The organism is Thalassospira mesophila (assembly GCF_002115755.1).
Lineage (GTDB): Bacteria > Pseudomonadota > Alphaproteobacteria > Rhodospirillales > Thalassospiraceae > Thalassospira > Thalassospira mesophila.
In genome coordinates, this window is record NZ_JFKA01000009.1 from 150,719 (window position 1) to 169,437 (window position 18,719).

Genomic DNA, 18,719 nt, shown 5'->3' on the forward strand with positions numbered 1-18,719 from the left:
CGCGTTAAAAATTTCCACATAACGTTCCAATTACATCCCGGAACCAGCAATGCGCCGGGTGGGCATCGGTCCGGCGATGCCAAAGCAACTGATAGGATATGCTCGGCAATTCAAACGGTGGCTTAAAAACAGTAAGTTGATCGGAAAACCCGCTTCCATGCACAATACCGCCTAAAACGGTTGCCAGCATGTCGCTTTGCGCCACCAGCGACGGCACGGCATATGTATAAGCCACCGTAACGCCAAGACGGCGTTTAAGCCCCTCTTTGGCAAGGGCCGCATCCACAAGTCCGCGATCCTCGGCTTCGGGCGAAAACAGCACATGGCGGCCTTCTGCATAGTCCCGTGCCGATTTTTCAAACCGCGAAACATCGGTTCCCTTGCGGGCAATGCCAACAAACTCTTCGGTCCATAAATGGCGCGATAAAATACGCGCTTCACTGCCCGGCGACACCCCAATTGCCAAATCAGCCTGCCCTTCATCCAGCATCCGAATGGCATCCTGACGATTGCGCAAAGCCCGAATACGCAAATCCATGCCAGGGGCGATGGCGCGTAATGCCTTTTCCAGCGGCACCAGCAACACCTGGGTTGGGTGCTCCGCCAATGCCAGCGAAAATACCTGTTGCGACGAGGCCGGTTCGAATACGGTTTGCAAGGACAAGGCACCATCAACGGTTGCCAGTATGGTGCGAAATGCTGGTGCCAGATCCATCGCACGCGGCGTTGGCATCAAACCTCTTGGTGCCCGAATAAAAAGCTCGTCGCCGGTAATATGGCGCAACCGGTTCAGGGCCGCGCTCAGGGCGGGTTGTGTCAATCCAATCCGCTGGGCCGCCCGCGTCACATGGCGTTCCGCCATCAAGGCATCAAACGCCACAATCAGGTTCAAATCAAATCCTGCATAATTCATTAAATTGATAATTCCAAATAACTAATATCGATTTCAATTATGATAAGCCATGCCCTACCTTCGGGTCATCACAATTTGAACCGGAGCCTGAAATGACCCTTCCAACAATTCCCGCATCACAAGCAATGGCACTTACCAACGGCCAAAAACGCGCCCTGGAAAACTTATACGCCGCCCTTGCGAGCGATAATGTCGACCTTGTCGATCACGCTCTGATCGAAAACTGGGATGACATCCCGTTGGGGCCGGGCCAGCAACCGGGCCGCGACGGCATCAAGCCGGTGTTTCGCATGTTCCGAACCGCCTTTCCCGACCTTGCCCTGACTATTGAAAACATCGTCGCCGAGGCCGACCGTGCCGCTGTGCGCCTGCGCATGACCGGCACCCATGATGGTCCCCTTATGGGCATTGCTCCCACCGGCAAGGCCATTGATATCGTTATTCATGAATTTCACGAATTTACCGGCGACCGTCTGTCGCGAACATGGCACCTTGAAGATTTGCTGGGCATGTTCGCCCAAATCGGCACCTGGCCTGACTTTGGAACGGGAGACGCATGATAGAAGCACCTCAAATTACAGATTATCAGCCAATGCCTACTGCTCAATTTGTCACTCTGCCAAGCCTGTCTTTCAGGCCGCCCGGTCAGGTATGAACGGTGCGGTGCTGGGCGGCAATATCGCGCGACGGCGACAGGCCAAACAGGCGGCTATATTCCCGGCTGAATTGTGACGGGCTGTCATAGCCCACCATAAATCCAGCCATGCCAACATCCTGCTTTTCCACCAGCATCAACCGCCGGGCTTCACGCAAACGCAACTGTTTCTGGTACTGCATCGGCGTCATCGCAGTGATTGCTTTAAAATGGTGATGCAGCGATGACGCGCTCATACCCACATGTTTCGCAAGGTCTTCAATGCGCAAAGGTTGCTTGAAATTCTCGCGCAGCCACGCAATGGCGCCAGCAACACGGTTGGCCGGGCTTTGTGCGGTGGCAATTTGCAACAGGGTGCTGCCAAATGGCCCACGCAATAAATGATAAAGGATTTCTTCCTCGATCAGACAAGCAAGTCCAGCCACGTCATCGGGGCGTTCAAGCAAACGCATCATGCGCAATACCGCGTCAAGTAACCCGTCAGGGGCTTTATGCACGGCAATGCCAAAACCGGGACTTTTATCAAGATGCCGTTTATCAAAGGCGATCCGCGTCATAACGGTTTTAAGGGCATCATGGTTAATCGCCAGACCCAGCCCGTACATCGGTTTTTCCGGGCTTGCCTGCACGACCCAGGACTGGACCGGCATATCGAGCGATACCACCACATAATCGCCCGGCCCGTAAGACAGTTTTTGGGCACCTACAGTTGCCTGCTTGGAACCCTGAACAATCATGGCAAAACACGGCCACTGGGCGGTATGCACGGGTTGGGTGGTTTCAGTTTTGCGACCAATCGTCAGATTGTCGATCGCTGTAGGAATTTGACCATCTTCGTTGACGAAGCGTTCAATAATACGGACAATTTCTGCAAGGGGTTCAGATTGGCTCAAACAGTCCTCCGCCGGTCAGGTTAGAAGGCAAGAATGCCCGAGACTGCGAAAAGCACAAGGCAGGAACTAACCCGATTGCAGGATCGTGCATGATTTTCACAGCATCAATGCAAAACTGCCACCGTTATGTCAGGAGGTTCAAATCACCCTGCCAAAAGTTCATTTACAAGCGAAAAACGCCGATTTTCAAGACAATAACCGCCCGCATTTGCGCAATGATCACCGCTTTATTCGACGTGCGTAATCGCCACGCGATCAGGATAAAATGCGACATAGTCCTTGATCGCCAGAACGGCATCATGGGGATTTTCATATGTCCAGATTGCATTTGGCGACGTTTTCCCGTCGGCATTGATCGTAAAATAACTTGCCGTGCCCTTATAAGGACAATAGCTGGTTTTATCGGACGAAACGAGAATGGCGGCGTCTACATCGCCACGCGGGAAATAATAAACCGGCTGATATCCCGCCTCGCGCAGGATGAGGGTCGCTGCACTATCGGCAATGATACGCCCGGCAAACGTCACCGTCATCCGGGTTGTGGCAGGTGCGATATCAATTGGATGATCCGGACCGGGAACACGTACAGATTTATCCGTCATAACGTTTGTCCTGCGATTTTGTCCTGCGATTTTGCGATATGGTTCGTAACAAGCATATGCGGCTTTGCCGTAAAAATATATCAAATTAGGGTTTAAACGCCGCAAAGAAGGGACACCCGCTGTGTATCCCTGCTTTGCTTTTATTGCCTTTTGGCCAGAAGTTTACGTCCCGATATCGGGCATTAAGTCGTCAATTTTAACGATTTCGCCGGTTTGCGCACTTTTGAGCGCGGCGATACCGCAGAGGACGGAATACGCCCCTGCTTTGGCTCCGGCGCGTTGATGCAATTTATCATTTTGGCCGGATTTAAAGATCATATCGCGCATAAGATTATCGCCGCCGTAATGGCCGCCTTCGGCGTGCGGCACAATGATGCGTTCAAGTTTTTCTTCGCCCGGTTTGGGAAAGTTGCGGATCAGCAAAATTTCATCCTGGTCGGGCATATCCCACGGTTGATCTTCGTGCTGGCGTAACTCGATCCGGCCTTGGGTGCCGTTAAAGGCAATATGGTGCCCTTCAATCGGCTGGAATGTGTTGAGCGAGTAAGACACCTGAACATCATTGGCGTAGCCGATAGTGGCAACCATGGTATCGGGAATGTCGATATCTTCGCGAAAAACGCACCGATCCCGGTAATATCCGTCTTCCGATGCCGGGTCTTCATACAGAGCATCGAGGAATGGATCGCTCGAAATATCGAAGAAATAATCGCAATTAGCCGTGTGCGGGCAGGTTTGGCAGCGCTCACCGCGAAACGGGCCATTTTTGCCGTAATTTAGCAGTTTACCAAAGGCAGACACTGTTTGTGGCGTGCTGTCGAGATACCAGTTGAGCAGATCAAAATGGTGGGTGGCCTTATGGACAAACAGGCTGCCGGAATGGCGGATATAGGCGTGCCAGCGGCGAAAATAATCCGCCCCGTGTGCGGTATCAAGATACCAGTGAAAATCAACCGATGTCACCTTGCCAATCACGCCGGACATCAATAGTTCCTTGATGCGCGCCGCTGTCGGCGAATAGCGATAATTGAATGATACGTCGATGCGTTTGCCGCTGCGCGCCTCGGCCTCCAACATCCGTCGAATTTTTTCAACCGTGGTCGTCATCGGTTTTTCGGTGATGATATCCGCCCCGGCATCGAGCATTTTCACCACAATTTCGTCGTGGGTGTCATCGGGCGTGCAGACCATGGCCAGTTGCGGGGAAATGCCTGCTTTTTGCATATCTTCGACACTGGAAAATATCGGTGCGTTGCTTTTGATCATGTGGCGGGCGCGTTGGGCGCGTAGTTGGTTTTTATCGATGATCGCGACCAGGTCGACATGTTCCGACCAGCCTGCGAGCAAATCACGCCCCCACATGGTCGTGCCCCGGTTACCCGTGCCAATTAAAACGTAACTTCTTCTTTCTGTTCCAGATATTGTATCAGTTTCAGCCATGACGTTGATCCTCTCTGACAGGTCGCCGCGCGTGCGGGACGACGTGAAAACTCCCGTTATGCAAAAATGCCATCCAGACGCGGTTTGGAAATTCTGGTTTTTCATCCCCCGGTTCGGGCGAGAGATGGATTTCCGGTTGTTTTTGTCGTGTTATCTAGGCGGGGCTATCGGACTGACAGCAATTTTCATATCGGTCGATACAGGCTTTCAAAACTTCGTCGCCGGGTTTTAGCCACCAGTTTTGCGCGGAAAAAATTTCGACTTCCTGTTTGGGTGTCCCCCCGGCAGCCTCGACCATGCGGCGAATGGCGGGAAGGTCAATCACACCATCACCCATCATGCCCCGGTCGGTCAGCATGTCGCGGGTCGGCACCAACCAGTCACAAATATGGTGGGCCAGAATGGCATTCATTTTACCCGCCCGGGCAATTTGTGCGGCAAGGTCCGGGTCCCACCAGACATGATAAACATCAATGGCAACACCGACCCCCTCGCCCAGCAATTCGCACATATCAAGCGCCTGTCCCAATGTGTTTACACAGGCCCGATCCGCCGCATACATCGGATGCAGCGGCTCAATCGCCAGCGGCACATTACAGGCCCGCGCATGGGGCAATAATGCATCCAGTCCGTCTGCCACCATTTGCCGGGCGGCAACAATATCGCGGGAATTTTCGGCAAGCCCGCCCACCACCAGCACCAGACAATCGGCGCCCAGTTCGGCGGCTTCGTCAACGGCGCGGCGGTTATCGTCAAGCGCGGCGGAGCGTTTTTCAGCCGTGGCGGCCGGGAAAAAACCGCCGCGACAGAGCCCGGTGAGATGCAGGTTATTTTGATGCACAATGCGCGAGGCCTCGGCCAGGCCGATTTTGGCAATTTGTTCGCGCCACGGGGCAATGGCGGTGATGCCATGGCGCAAACAGCCGTCAACAGCCGCGGCAAAGCCCCATTGTTCGCGCACGGTGGCCAGATTAATCGATAATCCATCGACAGACATGATGTTTATCCTCCCTGCATTTACCCGGTGTGGCCGGAATGTATTTTGATGTCGCCTAGTCCGCCAATGGCGTCATTTCCGACCAGTCCGGTGTCACTGCACAGCCAAGGCCCGTTGCCGCCGCAACCGTTGCCAATGATACCTGCCCGTTTTGAATGTTCAGGCGCGCCTGCCCTGCCGCATTGGCGTGATAAAGATCGCCATGCTGTGCCAGATAGGCGTTCTGTTCGGCCTGCGGTGCCCCGGCCATACCGGCAACATAATGATGGCCGTTGCGTTCGATATGGCGCGCACCGGTTAAACTGGCCAGCACCAGATCTTGTTGCAAGGCAAGGCCGCTTTGGGTGGTAAGGTCTTCGGCCGACATGAAAAACCGGTTTGCTCCCGCTTTGGCATTCCAATGAGCCACACGGGCGCAATTTAACAGGGCGCGATAAAACCCCTTGCAGGATTTTGACGAAATACCGCGATAACCCATATCCTTTGCCGCCAGAAAAGCGCCCATACTGTCGTCGCTTTCGTCAATTTCAAAGGGCACCCGCGCCCCAGGATCGCCCAGCGGGCGCATCAGGGCGTTGGCCCGCGCAATGGGCTGTTCAAGAAACAAAGTCGATTGCCACAGATTTTTCAGGCGCGGTTCGGTCATAATCCGGTCAATCAGTCCGGCCACCTGATCGGCATTTTCAAACTGTTCATTCCCATCGATGGTCAACTGATATTGCCCCACCTTTTGATCAAGAACCCCGGCAATCGCGACAAGCCGGTTAAGGTCGGCACCAACCTCGCCCGATACCTTTAGTTTGAAAAAGGTATGCCCATAGGCAGCAATCACGTCTTCCAGTGTTTGCGGCTGGCCGTCGTTTAATCGTTCGGCATCGGTAAGGTCGCGGTTCCACAAAACATCGCCCAAACCAACGGTATGGCGAATGGCTATTGTGGGTTGCGGGGCAAGGCTTGCCAAAAATCCGGTCAGATCAAAGCCATGTAAATCAGGGGCCGTGTCGGTTGAAATGCCAAGGGCGTTTGTTTGTATAGCCCGAGCAATGGTCAGGCCATGCAAACGGCAAAAACCGTCGATAATGGCACGATCCACCAACGCCAACCCATATGATGCAACCAGCCCCGGCAATTGATGGCTGGCACAGGTTTCATGATGGGCGGCCTCGACCCGGGCATGAAGGCCAAACGGGCTGGATTGCCCGGCTGCAATCATCGCCTGCATGGCGAGCTTAACCGACAGGCGCAGTTGGTTAATGTTGTCATCGGTCGAAAGATTTGCCGATTTGTCGAACCATTTGGGCATCATCATTTCGGCGGCTTGTCCGGTGGCGGTGCGTCCCTGCCCGTCCTCTATTACCGCGCGGACAAACAATTGCGGTGCCTGTGTGACCTTTGCCACGCCAAAACGAAATGGAAAACGAAAGGGCGTGGTGCGCTCGAAGGCTGAAATATCAACAATATGAATGGGTGAAATATCCATTATTTATGCCTCTGATGCCCGTTGCCGTTGCCGTTGCCGTTGCCAATGCCATGCATGGCAAGAACCGGTTTCATCCGCGCAATTGCCAAGTCCGGGTCGGCCAGCACGCGGGCCTGATCAGCCAGACGGAACAGTTCCGCCAGATGCGAGATCGAGCGCGTCGATTGCTGACCGCCGATCATGGTGAAATGATCCTGCAAACCATTGAGATAGGCCAGAAAGACCACGCCGGTTTTGTAGAACCGCGTCGGTGCGCAAAAGATATGGCGTGATAACGGCACGGTCGGATTTAGCAAATCATAGAACTGATCGTGATTTTCTGCCCCCAAGGCTTCCAGAGCAGCCGAAGCGGCCGGGGCGATGGCGTCAAAAATGCCAAGCAAGGCATCGGAATGGCCGTGGTCATCGCCTGCGATCAGGTCAGCATAGTTAAAATCATCGCCGGTATACATCCGCACGCCGTCGGGCAGTTTGCGGCGCATGATGATTTCCTTTTCTTTCGACAGAAGGGAAACCTTGATGCCATCAATGTTAGCGGCGTTATCATTGAGAACGGCAAGGCAGTTTTCCATTGCTACCATGTGGTCGTTGCTGCCCCAATATCCTTGCAAGGCAGGGTCGAACATTTCCCCCAACCAATGGATAATCACCGGTTGGCGGACCTGCGACAGGATACGGCCATACACACGGGCGTAATCGTCTGGCCCTTGGGCAATGGCAGCAAGCGCACGGCTGGCCATTAAAATGATTTGCCCGTTATGGGTTTCAACCGCCTCGATCTGGTGTTCATATGCGGCGATCACATCGTCAATTGTGACATCAGGGCTAACAGCCAAATGATCTGTCCCGGCCCCGCAGGCAATGAGGGCACCGGGGCGGTTTTGCGCCTCCGCCAGCGAGCGCACAATCAGGTCGCGGGCCTCGTTCCAGCCAAGGCCCATACCGCGCTGGGCGGTATCCATCGATTCAGCAACGCCAAGGCCCAAATCCCATAACCGGTGGCGAAATGCCAAGCTACGATCCCAATCGATCGCGGGTTCCAGCCACGGATTATGTTCCACCATGGGGTCAGCAACAACATGGGCGGCAGCATAGGCAATACGCGGAAAACACGATGCTGGCCGTTTTTTTAAGGCAATCGGATCACCGACAAGCTGATAGGAAACCAGTTTACCATTTTGGGGCAAATCAAGCGCAGGCATGGCTTAAAACTCCAGATCGGGAACATCAAGCCAGCGGCGTTCGGCCCAGGATTTAAGGCCAAGTTCGGCCAGTTGCACGCCCTTGGCACCCGCTTCAAGGCCATAGGGCCACGGGGCATCTTCGGCGACGTGACGCAGGAACATTTCCCATTGGGCCTTAAAGCCGTTGTCGAAATTTTGCGTATCGGGAACTTCGTCCCAGGTTTTGTAAAAATCAATCGTTTGGGGCTGATCAGGGTTCCAGACCGGTTTAGGGGTATTGACCCGGTGCTGGGTCCAGCATTTGGTAAGCCCGGCCACGGCGGAACCATGGGTCCCATCGACCTGAAAAGTCACCAGATCATCGCGGCGCACCCGTACTGCCCATGAAGAATTGATTTGCGCAATAACCCCGCCCTCAAGCTCGAACGTGGCATAGGCGGCATCGTCGGTATCACACGCATAAGGCTGACCGTTTTCGTCAACACGTTTGGGAATATGTGTCGCCCCGATGCACGAAAGCGATTTTACATTGCCAAACAGGTTATCGAGCACATAGCGCCAGTGACACAGCATATCGAGGATGATACCGCCGCCATCGCCTTTGCGGTAATTCCATGATGGTCGCTGGGCGGGAACGCCCCAGTCCCCTTCAAAAACCCAATAGCCAAATTCACCACGCACCGAGAGGATTTCGCCAAAGAAACCTGAATCCCGCAGAAGGGCCAGTTTGCGCAGGCCGGGCAAAAACAGCTTGTCCTGCACGACCCCGTGCTTCAGGCCCGATGACCGCGCCTTTTTGGCAAGATCAAGGGCAACCTGCAAATCATCCGATATCGGCTTTTCGCAATAAACATGCTTGCCAGCATCAAGCGCCTTTGACAGCAATTCGGCCCGCATCAAGGTGGTACCGGCATCGAAAAAGATCCTGTCGTTGCGGTTAGCAAGGGCAGCATCAAGATCTGTCGTCCAGCGTTCTATGCCGTGTTTATTGGCCAGAGCTGCGATTTTATCGGCGTTGCGACCGACAATGATCGGATCGACCTGAAGCCGTTTGCCCGAGGATAATTCAATACCACCCTGGTCGCGAATGGCGAGTATAGAGCGCACCAGATGCTGATTATAACCCATGCGCCCGGTAACACCGTGCAGGATGGTCCCGATAGTGGTCATTTGTTCCTCCCGTCCGTTCGCCTGTCTTTGTCGATACCTGTTTGATGGCACCTTCATCGACGTAACTAACTGGTTACAAGAAGGCCAAGCACTGACCTTCTTGTCAACAGAAAAAACAACAGGGAGATACTATTTAACGCCGCCGGATAGATCCCAGGGTCACAGAGACGATTTGCTGTTTCCACGCATCGAGGCTATCTTGCGCCATAAGTTCCCGACCGAAAATCGTCGATAATGTGTAATGGTTGTTCAGATAAAAGCAGGTCATTGAAGCCATTGTCAGATAAACATTCAGGGGGTCAGTCCCGGCCAGAAAAATGCCTGCTGCCTCACCGCGTTCAAGCACCTGCGCAAGTTCGCTGATGAAATGGGAATGCATTTCAGGAATATAGGAAAGCTGTTTCAGATATGCCGCGCGGTGCAGGTTTTCGGTTCCCAAAAGGCTGAGAAATTCGGGATGATCAACGAAATAATGCCATGTAAATAAAGCAAGTTCCCGAATGCCGTCCTCCGGCGTACGCCCGGCAAGGTTCAGCTTTTTTTCCGCATTTCGGATACCGGCATAGGCATTGCCCAAAACCGCTGTATAGAGCTGATCCTTGTCACCAAAATAATGATACAGCATTCTTTTATTGGTACCCGCGCGCGCGGCAATGGCATCAACGCGTGCGCCGCCAATTCCTTTTTCGGCGAATTCGCTTGTCGCCGCCTCCAGGATCTGGGCGCGGGTTCGTTCGGGGTCGCGCTGGCTGGTTTTTGATTTGGCTTTAACCGGTTTCGGCTTAGTCGGCGAGTCGGTCATTCATCCCCCGGTTGTTAATTGTCAGTATTCAAATTGGCCTGAAAAACCATATCAGGTGCCCTCAACGGGCACACTTGTAAAAAATATCAACAACACATGCTTAAATTACAAACAACTTCTTGACAGGTGCCGGATGCATCCGTTTAATTGTAACCAATTGGTTATTTAATTCAAGTTCTACCGCAGGCCTCACAACAAAAAACGGCTACTCAGGGAGGATAACCAATGAATTTAAATATCAATCGTCGGCAATTTATTGCCGGAGGGGCGTGTGCCACATCCCTTACGATATTGGGCGGGCGTATTGCGCTGGCCCAGGATAAAACAGCCTTGCGTTTATTATGGTGGGGCTCGCAAAACCGTGCTGAACGCACATTCAAGGTGATCGATCTTTACACCAAAGCCCATCCGAACATTACCATCGAGGGCGAAAGTGCAGGCTGGAGCAATTATTGGCCCCGGCTGGCGACACAAACATCTGGCGGTAATTCGCCCGACGTGATCCAAATGGATTACCGCTATATTTTCGAATATGCCCGGCGCGGTGTATTGGCACCGATGGACCCGTTTATTGAATCGGGTGCGTTGAATGTTTCGGATTTCAGCAAAATCGGCCTTGATGGTGGCCGGGTTGACGGCAAGCTATATGGCGTCAATCTCGGGCAAAACTCCGCCACCGTGGTGATCAACAAGGCTGCCTGGGAAGAAGCAGGCATAGATATTCCCCATGCTGACATGACCTGGGATAACTATAGCGATCAATGTGAAAAACTGACGGCCAAAACAAAAAGACGCAATTTTTATGGCTGTACCGATGAAGGCGGCCAGGACAAAGCGTTTGAGTGCTGGCAACGCCAGCACGGCAAAGAGCTTTATACCGCTGACGGCAAACTGGATTTTGGTGAAAAGGAAATCACCGAATGGTTTGAATACTGGGCCGATATGCGCAAACGCAAGGCATGTGTCCCGGCAGATGTTCAGTCATTATATAAAGACACCATCGATACCAACCCGCTGTCGACCGGCCACGCGGCCACCTGTTTTGTGCATTCAAACCAGATTGTCGGCTATATCGCGATTAACAAGGATCCCCTTGCCATGACCTGCTATCCGGTTATGGCGGGCAAAGAACATCCCGGGCAGTATCTAAAACCATCGCAGTTTTTCTCGATTGCAAACAGTTCGGACCATGGCGAGGAAGCGGCTGAATTTGTCAGCTTTTTTGTCAATGACCCCGAGGCAACCAAAATACTGGGTGTTGAACGCGGCGTGCCGGTTTCTGCAGCTGTTCGCAAAACGGTTCAATCCGAGCTTAGCGACGGCGATAAAATGCAAGTTGAATATATCGCATCGCTTGGCGATGACCTGGTGGGGCCGTTGCCGCCAGCACCGCCTCTTGGTGCTGGAGAGATCGAAGTTTTGTTCAAGCAGGTCAACGAACAGGTTGGCTTTGATATCATGAGCCCGGCAGAAGCCGGGGCACGACTTGTTGAGCAGGCGTCACAAATTCTGGAACGGAACTGATCACGCCAGAATAAAAATACAGGTCATGGTGTTTTTTCGAGGCCGGAATACCATGACCTTTTGCACCGCACAAATAACAATGCAATGCGGCATAAATATACATTCCGCCCATACTGTCGCTCTTTGGAACGGCATGTGACGGAGACTTCTCTCAATTAATTAATATCTACCTATACAGACGTTTTATTATAAAATTTCCTTTCAGGAAAGTATTGACACCTGACAAAGCAATCGCCCTAATTGTAACCAAACAGTTATTTATATCCATCACACCACAAAAAACGCCACTTGAATGGCGAAGCAGCAGGGAGGATGACGATGACGTTTTCGATTAACCGGCGTGCATTTCTGGCAAGCGGGGCGGGTGCGCTGGCTGTTGGTATGCTTAATCCGCGCATTGCATTGGCCCAGGATGTTCGCTTGCGTCTTTTATGGTGGGGATCACAGGCCCGATCAGAACGAACCGACAAGGTAGTCGGACTTTTTAAAAAGGCACACCCGGAAATTGAGGTCGATGGTGAAAGTGCGGGCTGGGACAATTACTGGTCCCGGCTGGCCACCCAGACATCGGGGGGGAATGCCCCGGATGTAATGCAGATGGATTACCGCTATATTTTTGAATATGCCCGGCGCGATGTGTTGCTGCCGCTTGATAAATATATGAAAGACGGCACGCTTGATGTGTCGGATTTCAGCAAGGACAGCGTTGCGGGCGGCCAGGTGAACGGCAAAACCTATGGCATTAGCCTGGGGGCCAATTCGGTTGCCATGATGATTAACAAGGCGGCCTGGCAAGAAGCAGGCATGGATATGCCCCAGCCCGGCCAGACATGGGAAGAATTTGGCGACCAGTGTGAAAAACTGACCAACACCACCAAACGTAGCCGTTTTTATGGGTGTGCCGATCAGGGTGGGCTTGAACCTGCCTTTGAAACCTGGCTGCGTCAGCGCGGCAAGCAACTTTATGATGCTGATGGCAAGCTGGGATTTGATGGAAAAGATGCTGGCGAATGGTTTGCCTTTTGGGTCGATATGCGCAAGCGGGGCGCCTGTGTCCCGGCCGATGTGCAGTCGCTTGACCAGTTAACCATTGAAACCAGCCCGTTATCACAAGGCCGGGCAGGTGCGTGTTTTGCCCATTCCAATCAGTTGGTTGGCTATCAAGCGATTAACAAGGACCCGCTAACCATGGGCCCCTACCCGGTAAAATCAGGGGAATCACATCCCGGGCAATATCGCAAGCCATCGATGCTGTTTAGCATCGCCGGCGATACCGCAAACCCGGAAGCGGCGGCAAAATTTGTCAGCTTTTTTGTCAATGATCCCGATGCAGCACGCGTGCTCGACGTGGAACGCGGTGTGCCGGAATCATCGAAAATGCGCGCCGTTCTTAAAAAGGAAGCCAAAGAAGCCGATCGCATCCAGATTGAATATATTGGATCGCTAGGGGAAAAATTTGTCGGTCCGTTGCCACCTCCGCCGCCCAAGGGGGCTGGTGAAATCCAGCTAATGATCAAACGCAAAAACGAAGAAGTCGGCTTTGATACTGCATCGCCCGAAGATGCCGGTGCGGCCTTCGTTTCCGATGCCCAGGCCATCCTCGAGCGGAGCTAGGCGTTATGGGAAACAAGATGACCGGGCGGCCTGCGGTGGCAATCGCCGCCGCTGGCCCGCCGCACCACCCGCCCCAAGTTCCCCAACATCGGCAACGCAAACCGCAACCGACAAGCTGGTTTGGCCGGACATGGCAAGGCAGCGGCCCGGGATATATGTTTTTGCTGCCGTGGTTTATCGGTTTTTTCGGGCTAACGCTGGGTCCGGCGATTGTGTCGTTTTATCTGTCCTTCACCGATTTTGACCTGCTGCGATCCCCGAACTGGGTCGGCATGGCAAATTATGTACGGATCGCAACGTCTGATCCGAAATTTGCCGCCTCCATGGGCGTGACGCTGTTTTTCGTGCTGTTTTCAGTGCCATTGAAACTGGCGTTTGCCCTTGGCGTCGCTGTGGTTCTTAACCGTGGCATTCGTGGCCTGCCGGTTTATCGGGCCGTGTTTTACCTGCCATCGCTTTTGGGCACCAGCGTTGCCATTGCTGTTTTGTGGCGCCAGCTTTTTGCCAGCGACGGGTTGGTTAACAGCATATTGGCCGAATTTGGCATTCAGGGGCCAAGCTGGATCAGCCATCCCAGCTATTCGATCTGGACACTGATTATTCTCAGCATTTGGCAGTTTGGCTCGCCCATGATCATTTTTCTGGCCGGTCTGCGCCAAATCCCGACCGACATGTATGAAGCTGCCAGCCTTGATGGGGCATCGAAACTGCGCCAGTTCATCAAAATCACCCTGCCTTTGTTAACGCCGGTGATTTTCTTTAACGCCGTTGTGCAAACGATTGATGCCTTTAAGGCCTTTACACCCGCCTTCATCATTTCAGGCGGTACGGGCGGCCCGATCAACTCGACGCTGTTTTATACCCTGTATCTGTATCAGGAAGCGTTCGGCTTTTTCCGCATGGGATATGCCTCGGCCCTGGCATGGGTGCTGGTGGTGATCATTGCGCTGTTCACGGCATTTTCCTTCCTAACCGCGCGTTTCTGGGTGCATTACGATGACTAGTCTGGCTATTTTCAGCAAGGATGACAGCATTTCACCGCGCCGCAGCCGGTTTGTCAGCCTGCTTTTCCATACGTTGTTGATGGTGGTTTCCATCATCATGCTCTATCCGTTGTTATGGATGTTATCAGCATCCATCCGGCCCGAAGCCGAGATTTTCAGTTCAACCTCGCTGTTGCCGTCCAGCATCGACCTTTCATCCTACTGGCAAGGCTGGACCGGGCTGCGGGTTGAATTTGGCCAGTTTTTCTGGAATTCGCTGGTGATTTCGGTGTTGTCGGTTGCGGGCAATGTCGTTGCCTGCTCACTGGCCGCCTATGCCTTTGCCCGGCTAAAATTTGCCGGTCGCAATTTCTGGTTTGCCATCATGCTGGGCACGTTGATGATCCCGTATCATGTGACGCTGATCCCGCAATATGTGCTGTTTTTAAAACTGGGCTGGGTCGACACGATATTGCCGCTGGTGGTACCAAAATTTTTGGCCGTCGACGCGTTTTTCATTTTCCTGATGGTGCAGTTTTTTCGCGGCATTCCGCGTGAACTGGACGAAGCTGCCCGCATGGATGGCTGCAGCGCCTGGCGCATTTATTGGAAAATCATGCTGCCGCTTTCAACACCAGTATTGGCAACAGCGGCGATATTTTCCTTCCTCTGGACCTGGGACGACTTCTTTGGCCCGCTGATTTACCTGAACGATATGAACAATTACACGGTGCAGCTTGGCTTGCGGTCCTTTGTCGATAGCTCGGGATCATCGCAGTGGGGCGGGTTGTTTGCCATGTCGACCCTGTCGCTGGTGCCAGTGTTTTTTTTCTTTCTGTTTTTCCAGCGCCTGCTGATTGAAGGCATTGCCACAACCGGCCTGAAACGCTGAGCCCCATACATCTTTGATGTGACCACACCGATGTGGAGTAATCATGACTGACATAAAATTTGCCGCCATTGGCATTCAACACGACCATATTTACGGGCAGTGCAACTGCCTGATCCGGGCCGGGGCGAAACTGGTGTCGTTTTTTGAAAAAGACGAGGCTTTTGCCAGGGAATTTGGTGAAAAATACCCCGATGCCAAACGTGTAACGGACCCTGCCGCCATTCTCGAAAATAGCAGCATTAACGTCGTTGTTACCGCCGCAATTTCGGCCGAACGTGCCGGTATTTCAATTAAGGCGATGCAGCATGGCAAGGACGTTTTAAGCGACAAGCCCGGCATGGTCAGCTTTGATCAACTGGCTGATGTAAAGCGCGTGCAGGCCGAAACCGGACGGATATATAATATTTTATATTCCGAACATTTTGAAAACCGCGCCACGGTAAAGGCCGGACAACTGGTGGCGGATGGGGCCATTGGCGAGGTCATTCATACCGTGGGCATTGGCCCGCATCGTTTGCGCAAACCAACGCGGCCGGGCTGGTTTTTTGACCGGTCGCTTTATGGCGGCATTTTAACCGACATTGCATCACACCAGTGCGAACAGTTTTTGTTTTTTGCCAATCGCAACAGCGCCCGAATACTGTCGGCCAGTGTTAGCAACCGCGCCAATCCCGACAGCCCAGGATTGCAAGATAGCGGCGATATTCACATGGCAACCGACAATGCCAATGGCCTGATCCATGTGGACTGGTTTACCCCCGAAGGATTGCCAAGCTGGGGCGATGGCCGGTTGATGATTACGGGCACGCATGGGGCAATTGAAATTCGCAAAAACATCGATATTGGCGGACGCGAGGGGCCAAACCATTTGTTCCTGACCGACAAGAAAGGTGTGCGCCATATTGATTGCAACGATGTCGAATTACCGTTTGGCAAACAGTTTTTGGCCGATAGTCGCGATCGCACCGAAACCGCCATTCCGCAAAGCCGGGTTTTTAACGCCATGGAACTGGCTTTAAGCGCGCAAAAAATAGCCGAAAACACTGCCAGTTCGGAGGATAAATAACATGAGCCGCAAAAACGTTGCCGTTATCGGCTGTGGCATTGGCAAATCGCACATTATCGAAGGATATGTGCCCCACCCCGACAAATTCAAAGTCGCCGCCATTTGCGATTTAAATGAAGACCGCCTGAACGCTGTTGCCGATGAATTTGACATTCCTGTTCGCACCACATCGTTTGAGGAATGTTTGCAAAATGACGATATCGATATTATCGACATTTGCACCCCGCCGGGCATTCACCGCGAACAGGTGGTTGCGGCCCTTGCCAACGGCAAACATGTGATTTGCGAAAAGCCGCTGACCGGGTCGCTAGCCGATGTGGATGCAATTATGGCAGCAGAGAAAACCGCCAAAGGCACCCTGATGCCGATTTTTCAGTATCGGTATGGCGATGGCATTGAAAAGGCCAAACGCATTATCGAAGCCGGAATTGCCGGTAAAGCCTATATGGGGTCGGTTGAAACATTTTGGCTGCGCACGGCAGATTATTACGCTGTGCCGTGGCGGGGTAAATGGGACACTGAACTTGGCGGGGTTTTGGTGACCCATGCCCTGCATCTCCATGATATGATGATGCACCTGATGGGGCCAGCAGCCAAGGTTTTTGGCAGGGTTGCCACGCGCGTCAATGACATTGAAGTGGAAGATTGCGCCAGTGCCAGCCTTGAAATGGCGAATGGAGCCTTTGTTACATTGTCTTGCACCCTTGGGTCACAAGAACAGATCAGCCGCCTGCGGTTACATTTTGAAAATGTGACGTTCGAAAGCAGCCACGAACCCTATGCCCCGGGCAAGGACCCGTGGAAAATTTTGGCCGCAAATGATGCCGTTCAGCGCCAGATTGACGAAGTCATTGGCGACTGGCAACCGGTAAGCCCGCGTTTCACCACCCAAATGGACCATTTTCATCGTTATTTATGCGGCAATGGCCCCCTGCCCGTTAGCAGCAGCGATGCAAGGCGTGCGCTGGAACTGGTAACCGCAATTTATCAGTCATCGGACAGCGGGGCGCAAGTGGCGTTACCGGTAAATACCGATAGCCCCAAATACGCGTCATGGCGCGCAAAAACCAAATAACACTGGTCAAAACGACCAGCCCTTCGGGAGGAGGCCTATCATGACGACCAGCGTGGTTCTCGAAAAAGTTGAAAAGCGGTACGGTGTATTTGACGTTATCCATGGCATAGATTTGCAAATCGACCCGGGTGAGTTTGCCGTTTTTGTGGGTCCGTCGGGCTGTGGTAAATCGACCCTGCTGCGCATGATTGCCGGATTGGAAGAAATCAGCGGTGGAGCCTTGATGATGGACGGCGAAAGGATGAACGAAGTCGTGTCATCCGAACGCGGTATTGCGATGGTGTTCCAGTCCTATGCGCTATATCCGCATATGTCGGTTTATAAAAACCTGGCATTCGGTTTGGAAACGGCGGGCTATAAAAAGGCCGATATTGAACCACGCGTGCAACAGGCAGCCCGCGTGTTGCAAATTGAGCCGTTATTACAACGCAAGCCAAAGGCATTATCGGGCGGGCAGCGCCAGCGGGTTGCCATTGGCCGCGCCATTGTGCGCGAACCCAAGCTGTTTTTGTTTGATGAACCACTATCGAACCTGGACGCCGAATTGCGCGTGCAGATGCGGGTTGAAATTGCCCGCCTGCATCGTCAGCTTGGCAACACCATGATTTACGTTACCCACGACCAGGTCGAAGCCATGACCATGGCCGATAAAATTGTGGTGTTAAATGCCGGGCGCATTGAACAGGTGGGACGCCCGCTTGATTTATATAATCATCCGGTCAACCGGTTTGTGGCAGGCTTTATCGGCAGCCCGAAAATGAACTTTCTAGAAGGAATGGTTGAAGCCACAAATGGCGAAACAACAACCATACGCGTCTGCGGGGCATCTGTTACTTTGCCACGCGGTTTGCGCCATGTAGAAACCGACATGCCGGTAACCTTGGGCATTCGGCCGGAACATCTGGACCGGGAAGAAAGTAGCGGGATCAAACTGGCCGACCTGCAAATAGATCTGGTTGAAAATCTGGGGGATGAAACCCTGCTTTATGCACGCAGCCCCGATGGCCAGCCCATTAACATGTCGCTGGCCGGGCAACAGGTTATATTTAACGGCAGCACCATTCCGGCCCATTTCGATGTTGCGCACTGCCACGTCTTCGGACCGGATGGCAAGGCGCTGTAATACCGCCATCTGATATGAAAACAAAAAACCGGGCGTCTGAAATGATAACAGACGCCCGGTTTCCTATATCGACAATCGCACGACCGTCATTGGACCGGCCCCATACGATCAGGCATTTTCATGCTGTGTAATTTCGGCCTGCCACGGGGCGACGAATTTTTCCAGCCAGCCGACCATCGCGGTCAGCAACACCGCAACAATCATGATCAGCAACACCGGCACAAACATTTCAGCGGTGCGGAAACTGTTGGCGGAATTGATAATCACCCCGCCCAGACCCGAAACCGCTGTTTGAAACTCGGCAAT

17 protein-coding genes and 1 pseudogene are annotated in these 18,719 nt (G+C 53.0%); 8 read left to right on the forward strand and 10 right to left on the reverse strand.

Translation table 11 applies throughout. The features are described 5' to 3' along the window. Nucleotides 1-4 precede the first annotated feature (4 nt). Nucleotides 5-913 carry a LysR family transcriptional regulator gene (locus tag TMES_RS17175; protein ID WP_085584813.1) on the reverse strand — a complete coding sequence of 303 codons (909 nt, stop codon included), beginning with the start codon at nt 911-913 and terminating at the stop codon, nt 5-7. A 92-nt stretch (nt 914-1,005) separates the two neighbouring features. Here TMES_RS17175 and TMES_RS17180 point away from each other — a divergent pair, with 92 nt between their 5' ends. After that, nucleotides 1,006-1,473: an ester cyclase gene (locus TMES_RS17180; RefSeq protein ID WP_085584815.1), complete on the forward strand. Its 468-nt coding sequence runs from the start codon at nt 1,006-1,008 to the stop codon at nt 1,471-1,473. An 85-nt stretch (nt 1,474-1,558) separates the two neighbouring features. Here the strand turns inward: TMES_RS17180 and TMES_RS17185 are convergent, their stop codons facing one another. The 8 genes from TMES_RS17185 to TMES_RS17220 form a co-directional block, all read right to left on the reverse strand. Next, entirely contained in the window at nt 1,559-2,461 is a 903-nt protein-coding gene (locus TMES_RS17185; protein WP_085584817.1) for an AraC family transcriptional regulator, read from the reverse strand. 227 nt (nt 2,462-2,688) lie between these two features. Further along, nucleotides 2,689-3,063, reverse strand: a complete 375-nt coding sequence (locus TMES_RS17190; protein WP_085584819.1) for a DUF427 domain-containing protein — start codon at nt 3,061-3,063, stop codon at nt 2,689-2,691. Between the two features lie 162 nt (nt 3,064-3,225). Then, entirely contained in the window at nt 3,226-4,503 is a 1,278-nt protein-coding gene (locus tag TMES_RS17195; protein ID WP_085584821.1) for a Gfo/Idh/MocA family protein, read from the reverse strand. A 154-nt stretch (nt 4,504-4,657) separates the two neighbouring features. Continuing rightward, a complete protein-coding gene (locus TMES_RS17200) occupies nt 4,658-5,500 on the reverse strand; it encodes a sugar phosphate isomerase/epimerase family protein (protein ID WP_085584823.1) in 843 nt (280 codons plus the stop codon). A gap of 55 nt (nt 5,501-5,555) precedes the next feature. Then, on the reverse strand, nt 5,556-6,980 hold the full coding sequence (locus TMES_RS17205; RefSeq protein ID WP_085584825.1) for an enolase-like domain-containing protein: 1,425 nt from the start codon (nt 6,978-6,980) through the stop codon (nt 5,556-5,558). Continuing rightward, nucleotides 6,980-8,182, reverse strand: a complete 1,203-nt coding sequence (locus TMES_RS17210; RefSeq protein WP_085584827.1) for a dihydrodipicolinate synthase family protein — start codon at nt 8,180-8,182, stop codon at nt 6,980-6,982. The genes TMES_RS17205 and TMES_RS17210 overlap by 1 nt, the downstream gene beginning before the upstream one ends. Before the next feature lie 3 nt (nt 8,183-8,185). Beyond that, a complete protein-coding gene (locus TMES_RS17215; RefSeq protein ID WP_085584829.1) occupies nt 8,186-9,334 on the reverse strand; it encodes a Gfo/Idh/MocA family protein in 1,149 nt (382 codons plus the stop codon). A 133-nt stretch (nt 9,335-9,467) separates the two neighbouring features. Continuing rightward, nucleotides 9,468-10,136: a TetR/AcrR family transcriptional regulator gene (locus TMES_RS17220; protein ID WP_085584831.1), complete on the reverse strand. Its 669-nt coding sequence runs from the start codon at nt 10,134-10,136 to the stop codon at nt 9,468-9,470. Between the two features lie 225 nt (nt 10,137-10,361). Here TMES_RS17220 and TMES_RS17225 point away from each other — a divergent pair, with 225 nt between their 5' ends. From TMES_RS17225 to TMES_RS17255, 7 genes are all read left to right on the forward strand, one after another. Further along, a complete protein-coding gene (locus TMES_RS17225) occupies nt 10,362-11,660 on the forward strand; it encodes an ABC transporter substrate-binding protein (protein WP_085584832.1) in 1,299 nt (432 codons plus the stop codon). A gap of 318 nt (nt 11,661-11,978) precedes the next feature. Next, entirely contained in the window at nt 11,979-13,274 is a 1,296-nt protein-coding gene (locus TMES_RS17230) for an ABC transporter substrate-binding protein (protein WP_085584834.1), read from the forward strand. Nucleotides 13,275-13,279: 5 nt separating this feature from the next. Further along, nucleotides 13,280-14,278 (forward strand): carbohydrate ABC transporter permease, encoded by a 999-nt coding sequence (locus TMES_RS17235; protein ID WP_245835499.1) that lies wholly within the window; start codon nt 13,280-13,282, stop codon nt 14,276-14,278. After that, nucleotides 14,271-15,149 (forward strand): carbohydrate ABC transporter permease, encoded by an 879-nt coding sequence (locus tag TMES_RS17240; RefSeq protein WP_085584836.1) that lies wholly within the window; start codon nt 14,271-14,273, stop codon nt 15,147-15,149. Before TMES_RS17235 ends, TMES_RS17240 begins: the two co-directional genes overlap by 8 nt. Before the next feature lie 43 nt (nt 15,150-15,192). Next, complete coding sequence (locus TMES_RS17245; protein ID WP_085584838.1) at nt 15,193-16,215, forward strand: Gfo/Idh/MocA family protein; 1,023 nt, start codon at nt 15,193-15,195, stop codon at nt 16,213-16,215. Nucleotide 16,216: 1 nt separating this feature from the next. After that, nucleotides 16,217-17,290, forward strand: coding sequence for a Gfo/Idh/MocA family protein (locus tag TMES_RS17250; RefSeq protein ID WP_085584840.1), 1,074 nt, complete (start codon nt 16,217-16,219; stop codon nt 17,288-17,290). Nucleotides 17,291-17,330: 40 nt separating this feature from the next. After that, complete coding sequence (locus TMES_RS17255) at nt 17,331-18,413, forward strand: ABC transporter ATP-binding protein (protein ID WP_085584842.1); 1,083 nt, start codon at nt 17,331-17,333, stop codon at nt 18,411-18,413. Nucleotides 18,414-18,521: 108 nt separating this feature from the next. Here TMES_RS17255 and TMES_RS17260 read toward each other — a convergent pair. Continuing rightward, nucleotides 18,522-18,719: pseudogene (locus TMES_RS17260) on the reverse strand (hypothetical protein); the annotation flags it as partial.